Genomic DNA, 20,825 nt, shown 5'->3' with positions numbered 1-20,825 from the left:
TCTCATCGCTCAAGGCTGATTAAATTGCATATTATAAAGACGCGCATAACTGCCACCTTGCGCCAGCAGTTCGGTATGGTTGCCCTGCTCGATCACTACACCATTTTCCATAACCAGGATGCGATCGGCGCGTTCTATGGTTGATAGACGATGAGCAATCACTAGCGTGGTCCGGTCCTTAACCACATGCTCAAGTGCTGTTTGAATATAACGCTCTGACTCGGTATCCAGAGCTGAGGTCGCTTCGTCCAATATAAGCAAGGGCGCGTCTTTAAGAATGGCTCGTGCTATGGCAATACGCTGACGCTGCCCACCAGACAGTAACAGCCCATTCTCACCAACCAGGGTATTCAGCCCCAGAGGCAAACGATCCGCAAACTCTAATACCATGGCGGCATCCGCTGCCGCACGAATCGCCTCATCAGAAGCCCCCGCCAACGCCCCATAGGCTATATTTTCAGCGATACTGCCTTCAAATAGCACCACATGCTGATTCACCAAGGCAATCTGACTGCGCAGGCTGTCCAACGTATAGTCGGATAGCGGCCGATCATCCAGCAAAATTTCGCCGTCAACCACATCATAAAAACGTGGTAGCAAACCAGCGAGGGTTGACTTGCCGCTGCCTGAACGCCCCACCAGTGCGACAGTTTCACCTGGCTCAATACAAAAACTGACCTGCTTCAATGCAGGCTCTTCACTCTGTGGGTAAGTAAAGGAAACAGATTTAAATTCAATACGTCCCTGTGCAGCAGTCAGCGTTTGCGAACCGGTATTATGCTCTGGGAGTTCATCAAACAACGAAAAAAAACTTTCTGCCGCCGCGATCCCTTTTTGCACCGTACTATTGATTTCGGTTAGCTGTCGGATCGGCTTGGCCATCAATGATGCCGCCGAGATAAAGGCGATAAATTGCCCTGTCGTCATGGAGGCCACCAAAGCCGGAGACATGGCAATGTAGGTCAATAAGGCTACCACGGCTGCCACCAACATCTGCACCACCGGCGTCGTGATCGATTGAGTGACCACCATCTTCATAAACTGGCGGCGGTTGCGTTCAGATACACGGTTAAAGCGGGTACGCTCAGCCTCAGCGCCACCAAATATGCGCACTACCTGATAGCCTTTGATCGCTTCTGAAGCGGCTGAAGAAATATCGCCCACTGAATCCTGAATACCATGACTGAGACGACGCAGACGTTTGGAAGCCAAGGCAACTACAGCACCCACCAAAGGTGCCACCACCACAAACAGCATGGTCAGCTTCCAGTTAAGAAACAACATATAGCCGAACAAGCCAACCACTGTGAGCCCTTCACGCACAGCCGTTTTCAAGGCGTCGGTCGCCGCACCTGTTACCTGCTCCACATTGTAGGTTAAGCGTGACAACAGCTCCGCCGAGGTATGCTGCTGGTAAAAGGCACAGGGCAGCACTAACAAGTGATCAAACATCTGACACCGCAGACGACTCACCACGGCACGGGCAACATAGGAGAAGCCATAGTTACCCAGCAGCGTTCCTAGACCTCGTATCAAAAAGATAAAAATGATTGCTAAAGCCAGCCAGAAACGGTGATCCAGATTACCCTTCTCCACCGCATCAATGAAGCTTTCCAGCCACTTGGCTGCCGCTGTCTGCGACCCGGCATAAAGCACAAAACCGGTAAATGCGAGTATAAACATTGGCCAATGACCACGCACATAACTGAGCAGTCGCTTATACACGTCCCAACCCGATGCAACCTGGTTATTAGTATTTCTCTGCATACTTCTCTCTCACCGGTGACTCACACAAAAGCCGTAGTATAACTGCACACGCCACAGATATCAGGTTAGAATGTAACACCAGTTGTTCTGAATCAGTGAAAAAACGTGGCGACCCATAAGAAACCCTTACAGTTACTTAAACAACCTAACCTATGGCCAACACTGCTCTGGGTTGGCTTGCTGCGCTTACTTGTACTCCTGCCGTATCGCTGGCAACTGCATATTGGTGCTGGTTTTGGCTGGCTGCTTAGCCACCTGGCCCGTGAACGACGCCATGTCACTCATACAAACCTACACCTGTGCTTTCCTGATCTAAGTGATGCTGAACATCAAAAAATGTTCAAAAAAGTATTTCATCATAACGGCATTGGCCTAATGGAAGCCGCTATGGCCTGGTGGGCTCCGGAGTCATGGTTCAAGCAACGTGTTACCCTGAAAGGCCAGGAACATCTGGATGCCGCACTGGCCAAAGGTAAGGGTGTCATCATGCTTGGAGCACACTTTTCAACCCTCGATCTGGGAGGGTTGTTATTCTCATTTCACTATCCACTCAATACACTTTACCGCCCCAACAACAACCCGCTGCTTGATCGCATCATTTACAATGGACGCGCCCGTTTCACACATAATATTGACCGTTCCGACTTTCGCAGCGTGATCCGTAAATTGAAAAATAATGAGATTATCTGGTATGCACCGGATCAAGACTTTGGCATGAAACAGTCAGTATTTGTACCTTTCTTCGGTGTTCCCGCCGCCACATTAACGGCCACCACTCGGCTGGCGAAGCTGAATGATTCCCCCCTACTCATGTTGGCACAGCATCGTACCGAAAGCGGCCAATATGAACTGGAACTTTACCCCGCCATTGAGCCCTTCCCGACGGGTGACCTGCAAGATGATGCCAGCCTGATCAATCAGGCTATCGAAACCGCCATACGTAAAGACCCAGCCCAATATATGTGGGTACACCGGCGTTTCAAGAGCCACCCGAAGGGTAAGAATTATTTATACCGGTCCCCGTCACAAACTGAGAGTAAGACGTCATGAAGGTCCTCCAGATCTGCGGTGCACAACATGCTGGCGGTGCCGAAGCACACTTTTTGCGCTTCTGTATTGAGCTGAACCGCTTTGAGGGCATTGAAGTGATTGCCTTGGTACGCAAGGGCTCCTGGCTGGAAGAGCAACTGGGCCGTAGCGACATCAAGACCTACCCCCTGGGCTTTCGCTCCAGTTTTGATCTGATTACTCGGTATCGGATCAAAAAAATCTCCTATCTGGAGAAAGCTGACATTATTCAATGCTGGATGAACCGTGCAGCCAGCTTGACCCCCAAAACCGGCCATGGCGCTAAAATAGGTCGACTGGGTGGCTACTATGCCCTGAAATACTACAAAAGCATGGACTGGCTGGTCGGCGCCACAGAGGACCTATGCCAGCACATTAAAGAAGCTGGCTGGAACCCGGCGCATCTTTCATGCATACCTAACTTCGTTAACCTACCGGCAGCAAAAGACCCAATGGAGTCTGAACAACTCAGAAAAACGATGGGATTAACCGGTAAAACAGTTATCATCACGCCGGCCAGGTTACATAGTGTCAAAGGACTGGACACGGCCATTCAAGCTATCAAGCTGCTGCCGGAACACTACGTTTACCTGATCGTCGGTACGGGTCCGGAAGAAAGTCATCTGAAACAGTTAACCGAAACCTTAGGTGTTCAGCATCGCGTTATCTTTACCGGCTGGCAGAACAACATCTCTGACTTCTGTTATGGCAGTGATATTTTCCTGGTACCCTCACGGCATGAACCCTTTGGCAGTGTGTTGCTGGAAGCCTGGTCACATCAGTTACCGCTGATAACCTCTGACTCACAGGGAGCGCTTGCCATCACGGAGCATAATCGAACCTGTTTGATGTATGACAAACACAGCGCCACGGCCTTAAAAGAGGCGGTAATGACACTGGCAGCCGATGACGCACTCATGCAGGCTCTAATCACACAAGGCTATCAAGAACTGCTAGCCCGATACACGGCTAAACCTGTGCTAAACCAATACATTGATACGTACGCAAAAGCCTCACATGCCGAACAAACAGGGAGAGGTGAATAACACTATGAAAAAGCTGCCAATCAGCGTCATTATCATCACTCTGAATGAAGCCGACAGGATAGAAGCGGCCATCCGCAGTGTGATTGACTGGGTAGATGAGGTGGTGTTGATAGACTCGGGTAGTCAGGATAATACGGTTGAGCTGGCTACCGAGCTGGGAGCTCGAGTAATGTTCAATACCTGGCCAGGTTACGGGCAACAAAAACGTTTTGCCGAAGAGCAGGCACGCAATGACTGGCTGCTCAATCTGGATGCCGATGAACGTATCACGGAGCCATTACGCAGTGAGATAGCCGCACATTTTATGCAGCCACAGATGCTAGCTGACGGCTACCAAATTGCCATACACGACATTATCTACCCTACCGATGAGCTGAATCCTAATACGCCCTATAAACCGGTGCGTCTGTATCGAAAATCCAAAGGCCGCTACAGCGATAGTCCTGTACATGATCGTGTGATCATGCAACCTGACAGTAAGGTGGAAAAACTTCGCGGCAAAATAGCCCATGCCTCTATACGCAGTTTTTCCCATCGGGTAGAAAAAATGAACGCCTACTCTGACGCTCAGGTACAGGATTTGGTCGCCAAAGGGCGCAAACCTTCTGTAGCACGAATTCTAATGGAGTTCTGGCTATCGTTCATTAAACGCTATTTTTTCAAAGGCTATTGGCGCAAGGGTTTGATTGGCTATATCTATGCGATGAATTATGCTTACAGCCGGTTTCTAAGGCAGATAAAACTTTATGAGCATTACAAGAAAACACAAAAGTGACCACCAAAACCACGCCCCGCAAAACCCAAACATTTAATCCAGTACATTTTTATTATACAAAGCAAACAGTCTTTTATTTCTCCTCTTAACCTTTAACAACCTAAAGAATCTAACTTTACTTAGAGGAAGCCATTCTTTAATAGTTATAACTTTAGTGTCACAAGAGATCAATTTCTCACCATCAGAGGTTTTTATAATCAATAAATTCTCAGGATTCACAGCACAGGTAAGCAAAGCATCCTTTTCAAGCTGATTCATTATATTTTTAATTTGTAGAATCAAAAAACGTGGTATTTTTTTATCTCGATACTTATCAAACAAATGAATTGGCTCACTACCATCAACACTAGAAATTTTTTTAAATACCAGCCCTTGACCAAAATTTGTTTCTTCCATACCTACTAACGTCGGAAAATAGTCGAGACAACCTGTAATCTTCGAATGAAACTCCAGCTCTCTGTTATGAGGTGAATCAATACAGTTATTATCCGCTCCACTTAAATGCTGAACCTTTATTACACAATCAACATTATTTGGATGCTCATAACATTTCCTGAATCTGCTTTCACCAACAAGCTTAGCTGTACTCAAATCCAACATCCCATCACTCCAATATAACCAACAGACTCAACTATGCTTTGCTTTCATCAAAATTTCTTCAAAATCAAAAAGCCTATTACTCATTAAATAATGCTGTGCACGCAAATAGGCCGCGTTACGTATATCCGGCCATTGCGGCTGGTTTGTTATTGCAGTAACAATTTTTGCAGCCAGACTTTGGGGTGATCCAGGCTCAGCTAGCCAGCCATCCACACCATCACATATCTGACTGGCTGGCCCGGCAACTGTTGTTGAGATTACCGGACAACCATAGGCAGCCGCTTCTAGCACCACAATTCCGAACGGCTCATACCTTGAGGGCAGGACCGCAAGGTCTATTTCCGATAACCATCCTGCAATGTCCTCTATCCAACCTGCGAAATGAACCTTCTCTAAAACGCCCAACTGGCCGGCAAGCTTTTGAATAGCCGACTGGTCTGGCCCACTACCCGCCACATACAATTCCAGAGAACAACTGTCCTTTAGCAATGCCATTGCCTGAAGCAAATCTTCTAACCCTTTCTCTTCATTCAAGCGTCCAATAAATCCCAAGCGCACAGGCGCCGTATCCAGCCGTTCGGTATAGGATGGCAGCTCAGGTATACGCTCTATTACATTTGGAAAAACACTAATCGCTTCAGCTTCGCGTCCTGACGCAACAAAGTGCTGTTTCATCTCCTCGGTGAGCACAACCAGATGATCCGCAGATTTAAATCTATGGGTTTTATTACTATGAGAAAACGCCAAGTGCGGAATATTTAGCCCAAATGAAGCTCTACCCAGTATACAAGTTGCACGGGAATTATGCGTCACAATTAAATCAGGAGCCACTTTCCTCAGCAAAAAATGACATTGCAGCCATGCATTTGGACTGTAGTAGCCAGCCTTTTTGAAGTCATGATGAGGCAGAGGATAATCTAACTCATGTAGAAATGGCGCTTGCCTCGGAACTAATAACTCAACCTGATGACCCAAATCCAACATAGCTTTAGTCGCATTGATAAATGCACGTTCCAGGCCACCTTTTCTATCTGAATATAAAGCATGCAATATTTTCATATTTTCAACATCGCTTTAATTGCTTAACCAAGCACCCATTGTTATTCACAAAGCCTTCTCATACAAAGCAAGTGTCTCTGCTATCATCCTGCCCTTTAAAAAAATCGTATTTTCTTGGATTTCATCTGAGCCATTGCGCTTAAAATCAACAATTTTTTGTACAAGCTTTTCGATATCTAGCGTATTAACTCTTCCAAAAGGAAACAGCTCACCAAGGGTTTCACTCACCGCCCCATGGGCATACCCCACTACGGGGGTTCCAATCGACAGGCACTCAACAACGGTTCGGCCAAAGGCTTCGGCTGTTGTACTGGTCAGCGATAGCATTACATCGCTGATAGCATAGAGCTCTTTCATATCGGAGCGGGTACCAAGAAAGGTAAAGTATTCACTCAGTGATCGCGCGTCTATTGCGGCCTTAACTTCTGTCAGAAAGGATCCTTTTGGGTCGCTACCTACCACCAGAACATGCACATTGGGCAGATGCACCTTAAGCTGGTCTATCACCTCCACCAGATCCAGGTGCCCTTTCCAGCGGGTAATGCGACCTGGGAAGCAGATCAGATATTTATCCCGCGCTTGCGGGTTGTCAGCATAGAACTGCTCCAGCCAAGTATCGGTTGGGCGGTAACCTCGCGGGAACTCCTCGGGATCAATCCCCCGATGGATGACCGTCACTTTCGCCGGATCGACGTCTGGAAAATTATCTAACAAATAGCGTTTAGCCGTTTCAGAAACAGCGATTACTCGCTCGCCCTTACCCATAATGGCGCTGTAGCGATTGACGGAATGCATTCCGTGCAGGGTGGTAACGAAATGAGGCCGGGTAGCCGGGTCCATGCGCCGCCAGGCCAGCCAGACTATCCAGGCCGGCATTCTAGAGCGCACATGGACAATATCTGGCCGCTCCTGCTCCAGCCAGCGTCGAAAAGGACGTACCTGCAACAATGTCAGCAGAGACTTTTTTCCCAGATCCCAGTGATGGTGACGGCTACCGGCACGCTCAAGCTCAGTGACTAAACGACCACCTGCCGATACCACCACAGATTCATGACCGGCGTCAACTAGCCCCTTGGCAATTTCCAGGGTGCCACGTTCTACTCCACCCAGCTCCAGTGCCGGCAGAACTTGTACGACTTTCATAACCAGCCTCTATCTATAATCATCTGCGCACAGCGCTGTGCTTCATTGAACACTTCAGCCGGACGCGGCAAGCTCAAATCATCCGTATTACTGTAGACACTTACCTGCCCCTGCTCCACCAATGTATTTAAGCCTCGCACCAGGCGATTGGGTTTACCCGCGGCTGCACGCGGCACATTGAGTATCCCTACAGCACAGCCTGCGGTCAGCGCTTCATAAATCATTGACACACTGTCTTCTGTTACCCAAACATACTCAGCGCTAGCCAGTTGCTCTGCCACCCACCCAGGAGCAGTAGACTCAAAAGGAATAAATTCGACAGTGTTAAGTGCGCCAAGCCGGTTTTGTGTCGATTCAGGTGTTCGCCGGGAAGTGGTCAGGGTCCAGTGCACGTCGGTTGCTTGGATAATTTTCCCAAGTTGCTGCATTAGGCTGTGCTCATCCCAACGGTGATGCTTTGATGGCCCACCAATAAGAATAACGCCCTGCCCCGATTTTTTTAGACCAGGACGCATGGGGTTCAATGCGCCCTGAGTACAAATAATATTATCGGCTTCGGCAGGTTGGTCATGTGCCGGTATCAGGCAAAGATCGAACAGCTGGCAAGGCAAGCTGGGCTTCATCAGTAACAGGGTCTTCGCTCCCAACACCCACCCCAACACCAACAGCGTAAAATGGGTTGCATGGCCCGCTGCAATCAACAGATCTGGAGCACCTCGGTGCCGAAGAGACGCCATTTCCGGCGGCACGTTACGCGTCAGCAGAATTTTTAGCAGTTGAGCCGCGGGCAGCCTGTCGAGGGTTTCAACCTTCAACTCAGGAACGAGTTCAAGCAGCGCGTTCGACAGGCCTTCACACTGACTGAAATGCCCGGGCTTAGCGTCACGAATTATCCAAACTACGCTCACAGCATTGTCCATTTTGCTTTTAATTTGTATCTAATCATAACAGCCCGGCCTAAAAAGCCCCAGAGTCAACGTAAATTTAGTCATAAGGACATTCAGGCAATTCCCTTTAGTGGGCGGTATGATTACAATCGATAGCTTCTTTGTTCGGTTTTTTTCCGCACTCATCCAGTAACACGTTCTTGAGGATTTATTCATGGCTGCTGCATTCGGTACCGTTTTCATGCCTGAGATGGCGATCACCTGGTTTGATGGATCAGACTGGAGTGTGCCGGAAATGGTCAGCAGTGACAGCATTACCCTGCACCCAGGCGCACATGTGCTGCATTACTCCAGCACCTGCTTTGAAGGTTTAAAGGCCTTTCGTCATACCGACGGTTCGGTGAATATTTTCCGCATGGACCGCAACATTGCACGTTTGTCTCAGAGCTCTCGCCTGTTGGGCTTACCTGCTTTAGATGATGCTACGGTTGCTCAGATGATCAAGGATACCGTGGCGCGTTTTGCCGATGAAGTTCCTGCACCACCGGGATCACTGTATATTCGTCCAACGCATTTCGGCACAGAACCCGCCATCGGCAAAGCCGCTGTACCTTCTGTAACCTCGTGCTTTTATGTGCTGGCTTCACCGGTAGGCGATTATTTTGCCGGTGGCGACAAGGCATTACGTTTGCTGCTGGAAGATCAGGGCATGCGCTGCGCACCACACATGGGCATGATCAAAAGCGGCGGTAACTATGCCAGCGCACTCCAACCGATCATGCGGGCACGTGATTCCGTACAGGCCGACCAGGTACTCTTCTGCCCAGGTGGTGATGTACAAGAAACCGGCGCGGCCAACTTTTTGTTGATCGATGGTAATGAAATTATCACCAAAGCCTTGGATGAAAGCTTCCTGCATGGTGTAACCCGTGAGTCCATCCTGACCCTGGCCAAAGACTTGGGTATGCAGGTGAGTGAGCGTGAAATCACCGTCGATGAACTGCTGCAACGTGCCGCCAAGCCCGGCTGTGAAGCCGCACTTTCTGGTACAGCCGCGGTACTGGCACCGGTAGGCACCTTCATCTATCAGGGCAAGGAACACGCTGTAGGCCACGGCGGCGTTGGAGAGACCACGCGTAAACTGCGTCAGGCACTCAACGCTATTCAATGGGGCCAGGCTGAAGACACCCACGGCTGGCTGACACGGGTCTGAGACGCAACCTAATCTACTGAAGTGGACGGATTATCTATCCGTCCACTTCAGCCTGAAATCGCTCAGCACATCACTTCATCCCAGATACCGGCCACCTGCTGCCGGTATTGGGTTAACTCTTCATCGGCTACTACGCTGCTGGATTGCTCCTGCAATGCCTGACGGTGGCCGACAGAGCGCAACACCCGATAAGCATCGCGTAACAATTCGGTCTTTTCTGCTGACATCAACCCATTCGCTTCAATCCCGTCGAGGATACGGATATTGTCGGTATAGGTCAGTAAATCTGGGTATTCACAGGCATGATTCAGTACCATAAACTGCACCATAAACTCGATATCAACAATGCCGCCTCGATCCTGCTTCAGATCAAAACTGCCACTGGTATCCGTCGCTCGACTACCCAGATGTTCACGCATTTTCTCACGCATACTGCACACTTGTTCCAACAACACCGCCCGGTCACGTGGCTGTGACAACAGTTCAGCCCTGGCCTGCTTAAAACGCTTAGCCAAGCTGGGACTTCCGGCAACGACCCGGGCCCTGACAAGCGCTTGATGCTCCCAGGTCCAGGCTTCTTTTTGCTGATACTGTTTAAACGCGCGCAGCCCTGACACCAACAATCCGGAGTTACCCGATGGCCGTAAACGCATGTCAATTTCATACAACTGACCTGACGGGGTGAAGGTGTTGAGGAAGTGAATCATTTTCTGCCCCAAGCGATTGAAAAATACCGGATTGGGTACTGATTTATCACCATTGGTATTCAAGTCCGGGTCAGCATCGTGAATAAATACCAGATCCAGATCCGAGCCATAAGAGAGCTCTATGCCACCCATTTTACCGTAACCCACAACGATAAAATCAGGATCACAAGGCTCTCCAACTACTCGCATTGGCACCCCGTGCTTCTCTGTCAGCATCCGCCAGGCACTTTGCAGCACGGCCTCCAACAGGGTTTCGGCCAGCCAGGTCAGATAGTCGCTGACTTTCATTAGGGGTAGCGCCCCAGTGATATCCGAGGCCGCCACACGCAACACATGCGCATGATGAAAATAGCGCAGCGTTTCCATCAACTGCTCCATATCATCTTCAGGCACACGCAACAGCTGTTGAGCCAGCTCAGCCTGCAGGCGGGCTTTATCGGGAGGAGTAAACAGTGTGCGCGGATCGATCAGTTCGTCCAGCAACACCGGTTGTTTGGACAATTGTGCAGCAAACCAGGCACTGGATGAACACAACCTGACCAACTGCTGCATCGCGCCGGGATTTTCGGCTAGCAACACCAGGTAGGCTGAACGGCGCAAAACGGCTTGAATCAGCAACAACACCCGTTCCAAGGTCACTTCGGCATTGCTGCACTGCCCTGCCGCCTCCAGCAATGCTGGCAAGACATGCAGCAAGCGGGTTTTAGCCACCTGCTGCAACATCTGCATGGCACGGGACTGCTGCAAGGACTGCAATTGCTGCAGTGCCGACGGTGCATCGGCAAAACCTTTTCGAGTCAAGAAACTCAGGGCCTGATCCTGATCCAATTCATCATTGATCAAGGCCTTCCATTCCCCCTCATCGACGGCTTCACTCAGCTCACCTTCGGCTTCAGCAGGGGCAATCACATCGGCAAAATGCTGGGATACTGCCTGGCGGTGCCGTACCAGTTGCTGCTGAAAGCTGTCCCAGTCTGCAAATCCCATCGCCAGAGCAATACGTGCCTGTCCTTGAGGATCATCGGGTAATTCCTGTGTCTGCTTATCCGCGATCGCCTGAATCGCATGTTCGGTATTGCGCAGAAACACATAGGCTTCAACCAGCTCCTGTACAGCACTTTCCGGCATGCCTACATACTCCGGCAGCAACGGCAGGATATTCAACAGTTCTCGCTGCTGCAGCGCCAGATCACGGCCACCCCGGATCAGCTGAAATGCCTGGGCAATAAACTCCACTTCACGTATACCGCCGGAACCCAGCTTCACGTTTTGCTCTAAGCCTTTGCGGCGCACTTCTCGGTTGATCATCAACTTCATTTCCCGCAGCGACTCAAATGCGCTGAAGTCGATGTACTTGCGATAGACAAACGGCCGCAACTGCTGCAACAGTTGCTCACCTGCGACAATATCTCCCGCAACAGGCCGCGCCTTGATCATCGCGTAGCGCTCCCAGTCCCGCCCCTGATCCTGATAATAATGCTCCATGGCGGTAAAACTCACTGCCAATGGACCCGCTGAGCCAAACGGACGCAGTCGCATATCTACCCGAAATACGAAGCCTTCGGCGCTATGGTTATCCAGTGCCTGAATCAGCTTCTGTCCCAGGCGGATAAAGAAATCCTGATTCTCCAGGGACTGTGTCGGGTGGTCTGTTTCACCGCTGGAGGGAAAGCAGAACATCAGATCAATATCCGAAGACAGGTTGAGCTCATTCGCTCCCAGCTTGCCCATACCCATCACCACCAGTTGCTGCGGCTGGGCATCCGCTCCGGATAAAGGCACACCCCAGCGTTTTGTTGCACGCGGGTAAAGCCATTTAAGGGTTTCATCAATACAGGCATCAGCAAGACTGGATAAGTCGCGGGTTGTTTCACGCATATCCGCACGCCGGGTCAGGTCCCGCCAGATAAGGCGCACCATTTCATAATTACGAAAGCGACGCAGCAACAGCTGCATCTGTGTTTCATCATCTACTTCCGACAGCCGTGATGCCAATTTGTCGGCGTAACACCCCTGTGGATAAGAGGTAGTTATATCTCCCTGTTCCACCAGGATTTCCAGCCACTCAGGGCGCCGCGTCAAATGATCCGCGACAAAATCACTGATAGCCAGCACCCGACACAGCTCCTGTGCCAGTGATGAGTCTTGCAGTGAAGGGTGAGACGCCAACTGACTCCAGGGCTCTGCGGCAACTGACTGAAGCCTATCGGGCAACTGAGAAAGTGGATTGTTATCGGACACGTCGCGACTCCCGCTATCAAACGCTTATAAGTAATACACAGCATATCAGACCAACTGCCTTTGCAGCAGCCCGAAAGGTGATCTGACAGAACAACCAACGCATTGCAAATTTATGACGTTTTTACTACAGAATTATGACCACAACCCTTATAATCGGCGTGTCTTTTTACAAATACAGGTGAGCCCCTATGGTGAGCAACAACCCGATCCTGCAAATGTTTGCCCGATCGCCGTTCAAGCCAATGCAGGAACACATAGCCAAAGCGCAGGAAGCCGCCGCTGAACTCAAGCCGTTTTTCGAGGCTGTACTGATTAACGACTGGGATACAGCTGCCGCTGTACAGCATCGTATTGCCGTCATTGAAGGCGAAGCTGATGATATGAAACGTGCCATACGTCAGAATCTGCCCAGCAATCTATTTCTTCCTGTACCCCGCACCGATCTGCTCGACCTGTTACGCATGCAGGATAAAGTCGCCAATCGTGCCAAGGATATCGCTGGCATGATGCTGGGTCGCAAAATGCAGATACCCGAGACCATTCAAGCTGAAATGGTTAATTTTCTCAACACCGCGATTCAAACCACTGAACAAGCTGTTATTGCACTGAATGAGCTGGATGAACTTCTGGCTGCCGGGTTTCGTGGCCATGAAGTCAAAGTGGTTGAAAAGCTGATCGATGAGCTGGACCGCCTTGAGCATGAGAATGACGAGCAGGAACGCAAACTGCGCACGTCGTTATTTGCCGTCGAGAGAGATCTGTATGCTGTTGATGTAATTTTCCTCTACCGCATCATCGATGACATAGGCGATCTCGCCAACTACGCGCAACATGTCGGCAGTCGACTACAACTGCTACTGGCCCGCTAACCTGAATATACGCGAGACGTTATGGACGTATTAGCACAACACGGCACAATTCTGATTGTTCTGGCCTGTATTTTTGCCTTTTTTATGGCCTGGGGCGTCGGTGCCAACGATGTCGCCAATGCCATGGGCACATCGGTCGGCTCTAAAGCCATCACCCTGAAACAGGCGATTATTATCGCCATCATCTTTGAGTTTGCGGGTGCCTATCTGGCGGGTGGTGCAGTCACATCAACCATTCGCAGTGGCATTACTGACGCGGGACTGCTATCTGACTCGCCCGACCTGTTAGTCTTCGGAATGATGTCTGCACTGCTGGCGGCGGGTATCTGGCTGCTGATAGCCACACATTTCGGTTGGCCAGTATCCACTACCCACTCTATTATCGGAGCCATTGTCGGCTTCGCCGCCGTAGGCATCTCGGTTGATGCAGTACAGTGGGACAAGATCTGGACCATTATTGCCAGTTGGGTGATTTCCCCTCTGACCGCCGGGTTCATTTCCTTTTGGCTGTTCCGTAGTGTGCAGTATCTGATTCTGAGCACCGACGATCCTTTTTCCAATGCCAAACGCGTCGTGCCCTTCTATATTTTTCTGGTCGGATTCATCATTTCCATGGTGACCTTCACCAAAGGCTTAAAACATGTCGGCCTTGACCTGAGCTTTATCGAAAGCAGCATGGCCTCAGTTGTTGTAGGGATCATAGCCATGCTGGTTGGGGTGATGATGATCCGTAAGGTCAAGTACTCAGCCGCTGACGATAAAGACTTCCACTTTACCAATGTTGAGAAAATATTTGGCATTTTGATGCTGTTTACTGCCTGCGCCATGGCCTTTGCACATGGCTCCAATGATGTCGCCAATGCCGTGGGTCCATTGGCCGCCGTTGTAGGGGTAGTGCAGTCTGGAGGTGAAGTCGCCGCCCGCTCGGTGATGCCCGCCTGGATACTGCTGCTCGGCGGCATCGGTATAGTGGCTGGACTGATCATGTATGGCCATAAGGTCATTGCTACGGTCGGTCAGAACATTACTGAGCTGACCCCCAGTCGCGGGTTTGCCGCGACGCTGGCGGCAGCGGCTACCGTCGTGGTAGCGTCTGGTACCGGCTTGCCTATCTCAACCACCCATACTCTGGTAGGCGCGGTATTGGGTGTTGGACTTGCCAGAGGCATGGCCGCACTCAATCTGCGTATTATCGGTACCATCTTTATTTCCTGGATCGTTACGCTGCCAGCCGGTGCCTTTCTGTCGATTATTATCTTCTTTATTCTCAGTGCCATCTTCCTTTGAAGCAGCATTTGCGTTTAAGCTGATAGACCTGAAACACAAAAGTCTGCATTATATTTGCAGACTTTTGTGTTTATAAACGACGGATAACAATCAGGTTCCAGTGTGAGCAAAGACAACAGCGACCAGTATATCGATTGGTTCAGACATTCATCCCCTTACATTAATGCCCATCGCGGCAAGACCTTCGTGCTAATGATTGGCGGAGAGGCGCTGGCCGACCCGAACCTGACCAATATTGTCCATGATATTGCCTTGCTCAGCAGTCTCGGTGTTCGCCTGGTACTGGTATTTGGCTCCCGCCCCCAGATAGATGAACGTCTGCAAGCCTTGAGCCTGCCAACACGCTTGCACCACCACCAACGCATAACTGATGCCACCACCTTGCAATGCGCAATAGAAGCCGCAGGTGTACTGCGTACCCGCCTTGAAGCGCTGTTTTCCATGGGCCTTTCCAACACCCCTATGCATGGCGCCAGAATCCGGGTCTGCAGTGGCAATTTTGTCACCGCACGGCCTGCAGGTGTTGTCGATGGCTTCGACTTGGGGCACACAGGTGAACTGCGTCGTGTCGATCAGGTCGCTATTCGTAATCAGCTGGATCTCAATAATATTGTCTTCATCTCCAACCTGGGTTTTTCGCCCACCGGGGAAGTGTTCAATCTATCGGTTGAAGAAGTCGCCACGCGTACAGCCATAGCATTGAATGCGGACAAGCTGATTCTGTTTGGCAGTGAAGCTGGCATCACCGATAGTCATGGTGACCTGCGCAGTGAACTGCTGGCGGCCACAGCCAAACGTTGGGTCAGTCAATATCTGGCCGGACTGGATGACCCCTCCCAGGCCCATACCGAAACCGCTCGTCTGTTACAGGCGGCGGCTGAAGCCTGCGAAGAAGGTGTACCGCGCTGTCACCTGATCAGCTATCAGCGTGATGGTGCGCTGATTGCTGAACTGCTCACACGTGATGGTTCTGGCACCATGGTAGTGCGCGAGTCCTATGAACAGATACGTACGGCGGGCATTGACGATGTGGGCGGCATACTGGAACTGATAGCCCCATTGGAGGCCAAAGGCATCCTGGTGCGTCGTTCAAGAGAACGACTGGAAACCGAAATTGAACGCTTTACCGTGATAGAACGCGATGGTGCCATTATTGGTTGTGCTGCGCTCTATCCCTTTGATGAAGAGCAGGTCGGTGAGCTGGCCTGCGTGGCTATCGATAACAGTTACAGGGGTGGCGAGCGAGGTGACCGCTTACTTGCATCGCTAGAAGCCCACGCACGAGAGAAAGGACTCACACAGCTCTTTGTGTTGACCACGCGGACCGCGCACTGGTTTATTGAGCGTGGTTTTCGTGAGGCCTCGCTGGATGCTCTGCCTAACGAGAAGAAAGCCCTGTACAACTTTCAACGCAACTCCAAGGTGTTCTTTAAGTCACTCTAATTTCAAATGGGCGTAGAATTCAGGCGGGCATAGGCAACAACATCCGGAAGCGCGCACCCTTGAGTTCCGGAGAGCTGTCCACTTCGAGCGCACCACCATAGCTACTGAGTATATCCACCACCACGGCCAGGCCGATCCCCTGGCCAGAAATGGAACTGTCAATACGCTGACCCCGCTCCAGTATCACCTTGGACTGGGTCGGCAGCACACCCGGGCCATCATCTTCGACCATCAACAATAAGCCGCTGCGAGCACCGCATGAGGTGATCTGTACACGGGCCATGCCATACTTACAGGCGTTTTCCATCAGATTACCCAGCAACTCCATCAGATCACGCTCATCACCATAAAATTGCGCGCCCTCCTCGACGCGGTTGTCGATCTGTATCAACTTATCCGCATAAACCTTGTAGAGCACTTCGGATACCCGTTGAACCAAGGGTTTCACCAGTACAGGCTTGGCGGCCAACCCTCCTTTAGATTTAACCGCACGTGATAACTGGTACTGCACTATCTGATTCATGCGCTGGCTTTGCTCTTCCACCAGTTTACGGTACACCTCAGGAGACAGGTTTTCTGAGCTGGCGCCGGTAATTACCGCCAAGGGGGTTTTCAGGCTATGTGCCAAATCGGCCAGGGTGTTGCGATAACGCTCTCGCTGTTGGCGCTCAGTTAAAATCAGCTGATTGAGGTTTTCAGTCACCGGCTGCACTTCTCGCGGATAATTGCCGGAAAGACTATCAGACTCGCCTTTTTCGATGTGACGCAAATCAGCCGCCAGACGACCCAGTGGGCGCAACCCCCAACGTAAGATCAGGTATTGCATACTTAAAGCCAATACCAGCACACCAATTAAGGACCCCCAAAGCCGAGCACTGAAAGCCCGCATTTGCTCGCGAAGACGCTCATCACTACGCAGCACTGAAATCATGAAGAAGCGTTCTTCTCCTGAACCTTCCCAGATGATTGGGTATTGCAGCATATAGAAACGGCTATCAGCCAAATAGCGAAACAGCACCTCACCGGGAGTAGGAACGCTGTCGAGCACCACCGCCATTTGTGTGGCAGGCAAGAGTGCCGATGAATCAGATTGCCACAACAACTCCTTACGCTCATTGCTAATAAAAGCATAAGCACCGGAGCCGGGTTGTGAAAAACTGGGCTCCGGCAACATCTCTGGCAACTTCAACTCACCTGCATCCAGCTCAGCCAAGCCGAGCAACAGATAGACCTGCAGTTGTGCCTGAGAACGCTCAGAAGCCACCAAACTGTCATAATGGGCACGTTGCAATATGACTACCGCCGCCACAATAATCAGCGGCAGCAGCACCAGGGAAGCCACAAACAGGCGGGATTTGAGTGAACGAGGCAAAAACCGACGCATCAGGCGTCTTTCAGATCCGGATTAAATCGATAGCCCAACCCTCGGACTGTCAAAATAGGCTGCAACTGCTGATCCGGATCTAGCTTCTGCCGCAAACGGCGGATAAACACTTCGAGCACATTACTGTCACGATCAAAATCCTGATGATAAAGATGCTCAGTCAATTCAGTTTTGGAGATGGTCTTACCGGCATTCAGCATCAAATACTCAACCGTACGGTATTCATAGCTGGTTAAACGGACTTCCTCACCCTGCAGGCGCACCACTCGACTGACGGTATCCAGCATCAATGGTCCAAAGGTCAATTTGGGTTTGGCATGACCTGCTGCTCGGCGTACCAGAGCATTAAGGCGCGCGGTCAGCTCTTCGGGCTGAAACGGCTTGACCAGATAGTCATCCGCACCACTTTCAAGGCCTTCTACCTTGTCTTGCCAGTGACCTCGCGCGGTCAGAATCAGAACGGGAAAGTCCCGATGAGCCTCGCGCCAGCCCTTGATCACCTCCAGGCCAGACAGGCCCGGCAGACCCAGGTCAACCACAGCCACATCAAACTCATATTCCTTTCCCATGAACAAGGCTTCTTTACCTTCCTCACATTCCTCAACGGTATAGCCCTTCTCGGTTAACTGAAGACTCAGTTGACGGCGAAGATCCTGATCATCTTCAACAACTAGTGCTTTCATGCCAAGGTCCTTTTACGGGTTAAGTATTTCACCATCATCAGGGTTAACCATCACATCCCGGACCCGCCCATCATTGACGATGCGGATCAAAAATACCGGCTTATGATCAACTTCAGCCTCTTCTGCCTTAACCACCTGCCCGCCAAAAGCGTCCTGCGCGATCTCTGATGCACGCTTCAAACTAGTCACAGGTTCAGCCACCAAAGGGCTCGACAGCAATAAACCACTCAACAGCAACGCCAACAATGGACGTAGAGTTAAAAAACTTCGACCCCTGCACATAGGGCTCCTCCGGGGTTTATGGTTGGTATTACCGTGACTCGGCAACACACTCACCTTACGCCAATAGAAATGAACTGATGATTAACAAAATCTACGCTTACAAAATCAGCGTTTGCTATTTTCCTCAGCCTGCTGACGTTTAACCTCGCGTATTGACAGCATCACAAAGCGAATGTTGTAAGCCAGACCTATCACGATGGCCAACGCCGTCGAAAAGACAAACAGCATACCCAGTGCCATCGAGCCAGCATATTGCCCTATCCAAAGACTGATAACGGCCATAATACTGAGCGGGATACCGGTTTTCATACAGATTCGCAGGAAAGGATCCTGCCGAATTACTTTTTTATCAACTATTATTGTCATAGGGCTCTGTGCTTCTGTTTGACGTTGAGGCAGAGCAGGATAGAACGCCGATGATTTTTGTTCAAGGTTCAACCTGTCGACAGCCTGACAGCCAGATAGAATCTGATATACTCAAGCCATACCAGACTCAACCACCCGATCAAAGGACCCCTCAATGCCAGAGTATCGTTCCAGAACGTCTACCGCCGGTCGTAATATGGCAGGTGCCCGTGCACTGTGGCGCGCCACAGGCATGAAAGATGATGATTTCCACAAGCCGATTGTTGCTATTGCCAACTCATTCACCCAGTTTGTACCCGGCCACGTGCACCTGAAAGACATGGGTCAACTGGTTGCCCGAGAAGTGGAGAAAGCCGGTGGTGTAGCAAAAGAGTTTAATACCATCGCTGTCGATGACGGTATCGCCATGGGCCATGACGGCATGCTCTACTCTTTACCCTCGCGCGATATTATTGCCGACTCGGTTGAATACATGGTCAATGCCCACTGTGCTGATGCGCTGATCTGTATCTCTAACTGCGACAAAATCACCCCGGGAATGCTGATGGCGGCCATGCGCCTTAACATTCCGGTGATTTTTGTCTCTGGCGGCCCGATGGAAGCCGGCAAAACCAAGCTATCCGAACACAAGCTAGACTTGATCGATGCCATGGTGGTTGCCGCGGACGACTCGGCTTCTGACGAAAAGGTTGCTGAATACGAGCGCTCAGCCTGCCCAACCTGCGGCTCTTGCTCCGGGATGTTCACCGCCAACTCGATGAACTGTCTGACCGAAGCGTTAGGCCTGTCATTGCCAGGCAACGGTACTACCCTGGCTACGCACAGTGATCGTCGTCGTCTGTTTGAAGAAGCCGGTCACCGGATAGTGGAACTGGCCAAGCGCCATTATGAACAGGATGACTATACTGTTCTGCCACGCTCTATTGCCAACTTTAAAGCCTTTGAAAATGCCATGTCGCTAGACATCGCCATGGGCGGCTCCACCAATACCATTTTGCACTTGTTGGCAATTGCGCTGGAAGGTGAAATCGACTTTACCCTGAAAGACATTGACCGTCTGTCCCGGCATGTACCACAGCTATGTAAAGTGGCCCCGAATACACCCAAATACCATATTGAAGATGTACACCGTGCAGGGGGTATTTTTGCCATTCTCGGCGAGCTGGATCGTGCCGGCAATCTGCACAGTGATATCCCCACAGTCCATAGCAGCAGTATGGCTGAAGCACTGGAGACCTGGGATATCATGCGCAATCCTACACCAGCGGTAATGGAATTTTACAAAGCCGGGCCTGCAGGCATTCCAACCCAGACCGCGTTTAGTCAGTCCACGCGCTGGCCAACACTGGACGGTGACCGTGAAAATGGCTGCATCCGCAACCTCGAACATGCCTTCTCACTTGAAGGCGGTCTGGCGGTGCTGTTTGGCAATATTGCTGAAGATGGTTGTGTGGTTAAAACGGCGGGTGTGGATGACTCAATCCTGCGCTTTGAAGGCCCTGCTCATATCACTGAATCTCAGGATCAGGCCGTTGAGCATATTTTGCAGGACAAGGTTAAACCAGGTGACATCGTCATCGTTCGCTACGAAGGCCCCAAAGGTGGCCCGGGCATGCAGGAAATGCTCTACCCGACGTCTTACCTGAAGTCCAAAGGTATGGGCAAGGACTGCGCCCTGCTGACTGACGGGCGCTTTTCCGGTGGAACTTCCGGTCTGTCAATTGGCCATGCCTCGCCTGAGGCCGCCGCTGGGGGTGCCATAGGGCTCATCAGAAATGGTGACCCTATCTGTATCGACATCCCCAACCGCAGCATCAATGTACTGCTGTCTGACGAAGAACTGGCCAAGCGCCGTGCTGAACAGGATGCGATTGGCTGGAAACCCGCCATGGAACGCCCCAGAAAAGTGTCTTCAGCGCTTAAGGCGTATGCCAAGCTGGTAACATCAGCCGATAAGGGTGCTGTCAGAGATCTTAGTCAATTGGACTAATGGGTGTGGAGGGAT

The 20,825-nt window shown here is 50.9% G+C and carries 18 protein-coding genes; 8 read left to right on the top strand and 10 right to left on the bottom strand.

What is annotated here, in order from left to right; genetic code table 11:
- Positions 1 to 9 precede the first annotated feature (9 nt).
- Positions 10 to 1,767, bottom strand: coding sequence for a lipid A export permease/ATP-binding protein MsbA (gene msbA, locus ACN0R1_RS06775; RefSeq protein WP_417581202.1), 1,758 nt, complete (start codon positions 1,765 to 1,767; stop codon positions 10 to 12).
- 105 nt (positions 1,768 to 1,872) lie between these two features.
- On the opposite strand from msbA, the gene ACN0R1_RS06770 reads away from it, so the two are divergent.
- From ACN0R1_RS06770 to ACN0R1_RS06760, 3 genes are read left to right on the top strand one after another with little or no spacing between them, the layout of a single operon-like run.
- Positions 1,873 to 2,817 (top strand): lysophospholipid acyltransferase family protein, encoded by a 945-nt coding sequence (locus tag ACN0R1_RS06770; RefSeq protein ID WP_417581200.1) that lies wholly within the window; start codon positions 1,873 to 1,875, stop codon positions 2,815 to 2,817.
- The gene (locus ACN0R1_RS06765) at positions 2,814 to 3,881 is read left to right on the top strand and encodes a glycosyltransferase (protein ID WP_417581198.1); all 1,068 of its coding nucleotides are present in this window, start codon (positions 2,814 to 2,816) and stop codon (positions 3,879 to 3,881) included. Before ACN0R1_RS06770 ends, ACN0R1_RS06765 begins: the two co-directional genes overlap by 4 nt.
- 4 nt (positions 3,882 to 3,885) lie before the next feature.
- Positions 3,886 to 4,656, top strand: coding sequence for a glycosyltransferase family 2 protein (locus ACN0R1_RS06760; protein ID WP_417581196.1), 771 nt, complete (start codon positions 3,886 to 3,888; stop codon positions 4,654 to 4,656).
- A 33-nt stretch (positions 4,657 to 4,689) separates the two neighbouring features.
- Here ACN0R1_RS06760 and ACN0R1_RS06755 read toward each other — a convergent pair whose 3' ends face one another.
- From ACN0R1_RS06755 to ACN0R1_RS06740, 4 genes are read right to left on the bottom strand one after another with little or no spacing between them, the layout of a single operon-like run.
- Positions 4,690 to 5,256 (bottom strand): YrbL family protein, encoded by a 567-nt coding sequence (locus ACN0R1_RS06755; protein ID WP_417581194.1) that lies wholly within the window; start codon positions 5,254 to 5,256, stop codon positions 4,690 to 4,692.
- A gap of 27 nt (positions 5,257 to 5,283) precedes the next feature.
- Positions 5,284 to 6,315, bottom strand: coding sequence for a glycosyltransferase (locus tag ACN0R1_RS06750; RefSeq protein WP_417581192.1), 1,032 nt, complete (start codon positions 6,313 to 6,315; stop codon positions 5,284 to 5,286).
- Between the two features lie 45 nt (positions 6,316 to 6,360).
- The gene (locus tag ACN0R1_RS06745) at positions 6,361 to 7,458 is read right to left on the bottom strand and encodes a glycosyltransferase family 4 protein (protein ID WP_417581190.1); all 1,098 of its coding nucleotides are present in this window, start codon (positions 7,456 to 7,458) and stop codon (positions 6,361 to 6,363) included.
- Entirely contained in the window at positions 7,455 to 8,366 is a 912-nt protein-coding gene (locus tag ACN0R1_RS06740; RefSeq protein ID WP_417581188.1) for a mitochondrial fission ELM1 family protein, read from the bottom strand. The genes ACN0R1_RS06745 and ACN0R1_RS06740 overlap by 4 nt, the downstream gene beginning before the upstream one ends.
- 193 nt (positions 8,367 to 8,559) lie before the next feature.
- Between ACN0R1_RS06740 and ACN0R1_RS06735 the strand changes: the two genes are divergently transcribed.
- Complete coding sequence (locus tag ACN0R1_RS06735) at positions 8,560 to 9,558, top strand: branched-chain amino acid aminotransferase (protein WP_417581186.1); 999 nt, start codon at positions 8,560 to 8,562, stop codon at positions 9,556 to 9,558.
- Between the two features lie 62 nt (positions 9,559 to 9,620).
- On the opposite strand, the gene glnE is transcribed toward ACN0R1_RS06735, so the two are convergent.
- Complete coding sequence (gene glnE / locus ACN0R1_RS06730) at positions 9,621 to 12,506, bottom strand: bifunctional [glutamate--ammonia ligase]-adenylyl-L-tyrosine phosphorylase/[glutamate--ammonia-ligase] adenylyltransferase (protein WP_417581184.1); 2,886 nt, start codon at positions 12,504 to 12,506, stop codon at positions 9,621 to 9,623.
- Positions 12,507 to 12,694: 188 nt separating this feature from the next.
- On the opposite strand from glnE, the gene ACN0R1_RS06725 reads away from it, so the two are divergent.
- The 3 genes from ACN0R1_RS06725 (at position 12,695) to argA (ending at position 16,105) form a co-directional block, all read left to right on the top strand.
- Complete coding sequence (locus tag ACN0R1_RS06725; RefSeq protein WP_417581182.1) at positions 12,695 to 13,375, top strand: TIGR00153 family protein; 681 nt, start codon at positions 12,695 to 12,697, stop codon at positions 13,373 to 13,375.
- A 21-nt stretch (positions 13,376 to 13,396) separates the two neighbouring features.
- Positions 13,397 to 14,662, top strand: a complete 1,266-nt coding sequence (locus tag ACN0R1_RS06720) for an inorganic phosphate transporter (protein ID WP_417581180.1) — start codon at positions 13,397 to 13,399, stop codon at positions 14,660 to 14,662.
- A 102-nt stretch (positions 14,663 to 14,764) separates the two neighbouring features.
- A complete protein-coding gene (gene argA, locus ACN0R1_RS06715) occupies positions 14,765 to 16,105 on the top strand; it encodes an amino-acid N-acetyltransferase (RefSeq protein WP_417581178.1) in 1,341 nt (446 codons plus the stop codon).
- 19 nt (positions 16,106 to 16,124) lie between these two features.
- On the opposite strand, the gene ACN0R1_RS06710 is transcribed toward argA, so the two are convergent.
- The 4 genes from ACN0R1_RS06710 to ACN0R1_RS06695 all read right to left on the bottom strand — a co-directional run bounded on the left by ACN0R1_RS06710 (position 16,125) and on the right by ACN0R1_RS06695 (position 18,820).
- Positions 16,125 to 17,489: an ATP-binding protein gene (locus ACN0R1_RS06710; protein ID WP_417581177.1), complete on the bottom strand. Its 1,365-nt coding sequence runs from the start codon at positions 17,487 to 17,489 to the stop codon at positions 16,125 to 16,127.
- Positions 17,489 to 18,172 carry a response regulator transcription factor gene (locus ACN0R1_RS06705; protein WP_417581175.1) on the bottom strand — a complete coding sequence of 228 codons (684 nt, stop codon included), beginning with the start codon at positions 18,170 to 18,172 and terminating at the stop codon, positions 17,489 to 17,491. Before ACN0R1_RS06705 ends, ACN0R1_RS06710 begins: the two co-directional genes overlap by 1 nt.
- Before the next feature lie 12 nt (positions 18,173 to 18,184).
- Positions 18,185 to 18,454 carry a PepSY domain-containing protein gene (locus tag ACN0R1_RS06700; protein WP_417581173.1) on the bottom strand — a complete coding sequence of 90 codons (270 nt, stop codon included), beginning with the start codon at positions 18,452 to 18,454 and terminating at the stop codon, positions 18,185 to 18,187.
- Between the two features lie 105 nt (positions 18,455 to 18,559).
- The gene (locus ACN0R1_RS06695) at positions 18,560 to 18,820 is read right to left on the bottom strand and encodes a hypothetical protein (protein WP_417581171.1); all 261 of its coding nucleotides are present in this window, start codon (positions 18,818 to 18,820) and stop codon (positions 18,560 to 18,562) included.
- A gap of 154 nt (positions 18,821 to 18,974) precedes the next feature.
- Here ACN0R1_RS06695 and ilvD point away from each other — a divergent pair, with 154 nt between their 5' ends.
- Positions 18,975 to 20,810, top strand: a complete 1,836-nt coding sequence (gene ilvD, locus ACN0R1_RS06690) for a dihydroxy-acid dehydratase (RefSeq protein WP_417581169.1) — start codon at positions 18,975 to 18,977, stop codon at positions 20,808 to 20,810.
- Positions 20,811 to 20,825: the final 15 nt, after the last annotated feature.

Source organism: Nitrincola sp. (assembly GCF_048264025.1).
Classification (GTDB): Bacteria; Pseudomonadota; Gammaproteobacteria; order Pseudomonadales; family Balneatricaceae; genus Nitrincola.
Note: the sequence above shows the minus strand (reverse complement) of the source record. Positions and strands in the feature narration are given on the sequence as shown.

What these genes read in the sequence shown, in the direction of transcription:
- msbA (WP_417581202.1), bottom strand. Translation starts at nt 1,767, where the DNA reads ATGCAGAGAAATACTAATAACCAGGTTGCATCGGGTTGGGACGTGTAT.
- ACN0R1_RS06765 (WP_417581198.1), top strand. Translation starts at nt 2,814, where the DNA reads ATGAAGGTCCTCCAGATCTGCGGTGCACAACATGCTGGCGGTGCCGAA.
- ACN0R1_RS06760 (WP_417581196.1), top strand. Translation starts at nt 3,886, where the DNA reads ATGAAAAAGCTGCCAATCAGCGTCATTATCATCACTCTGAATGAAGCC.
- ACN0R1_RS06755 (WP_417581194.1), bottom strand. Translation starts at nt 5,256, where the DNA reads ATGTTGGATTTGAGTACAGCTAAGCTTGTTGGTGAAAGCAGATTCAGG.
- ACN0R1_RS06750 (WP_417581192.1), bottom strand. Translation starts at nt 6,315, where the DNA reads ATGAAAATATTGCATGCTTTATATTCAGATAGAAAAGGTGGCCTGGAA.
- ACN0R1_RS06745 (WP_417581190.1), bottom strand. Translation starts at nt 7,458, where the DNA reads ATGAAAGTCGTACAAGTTCTGCCGGCACTGGAGCTGGGTGGAGTAGAA.
- ACN0R1_RS06735 (WP_417581186.1), top strand. Translation starts at nt 8,560, where the DNA reads ATGGCTGCTGCATTCGGTACCGTTTTCATGCCTGAGATGGCGATCACC.
- ACN0R1_RS06725 (WP_417581182.1), top strand. Translation starts at nt 12,695, where the DNA reads ATGGTGAGCAACAACCCGATCCTGCAAATGTTTGCCCGATCGCCGTTC.
- ACN0R1_RS06720 (WP_417581180.1), top strand. Translation starts at nt 13,397, where the DNA reads ATGGACGTATTAGCACAACACGGCACAATTCTGATTGTTCTGGCCTGT.
- ACN0R1_RS06710 (WP_417581177.1), bottom strand. Translation starts at nt 17,489, where the DNA reads ATGCGTCGGTTTTTGCCTCGTTCACTCAAATCCCGCCTGTTTGTGGCT.
- ACN0R1_RS06705 (WP_417581175.1), bottom strand. Translation starts at nt 18,172, where the DNA reads ATGAAAGCACTAGTTGTTGAAGATGATCAGGATCTTCGCCGTCAACTG.
- ACN0R1_RS06700 (WP_417581173.1), bottom strand. Translation starts at nt 18,454, where the DNA reads ATGTGCAGGGGTCGAAGTTTTTTAACTCTACGTCCATTGTTGGCGTTG.
- ACN0R1_RS06695 (WP_417581171.1), bottom strand. Translation starts at nt 18,820, where the DNA reads ATGACAATAATAGTTGATAAAAAAGTAATTCGGCAGGATCCTTTCCTG.
- ilvD (WP_417581169.1), top strand. Translation starts at nt 18,975, where the DNA reads ATGCCAGAGTATCGTTCCAGAACGTCTACCGCCGGTCGTAATATGGCA.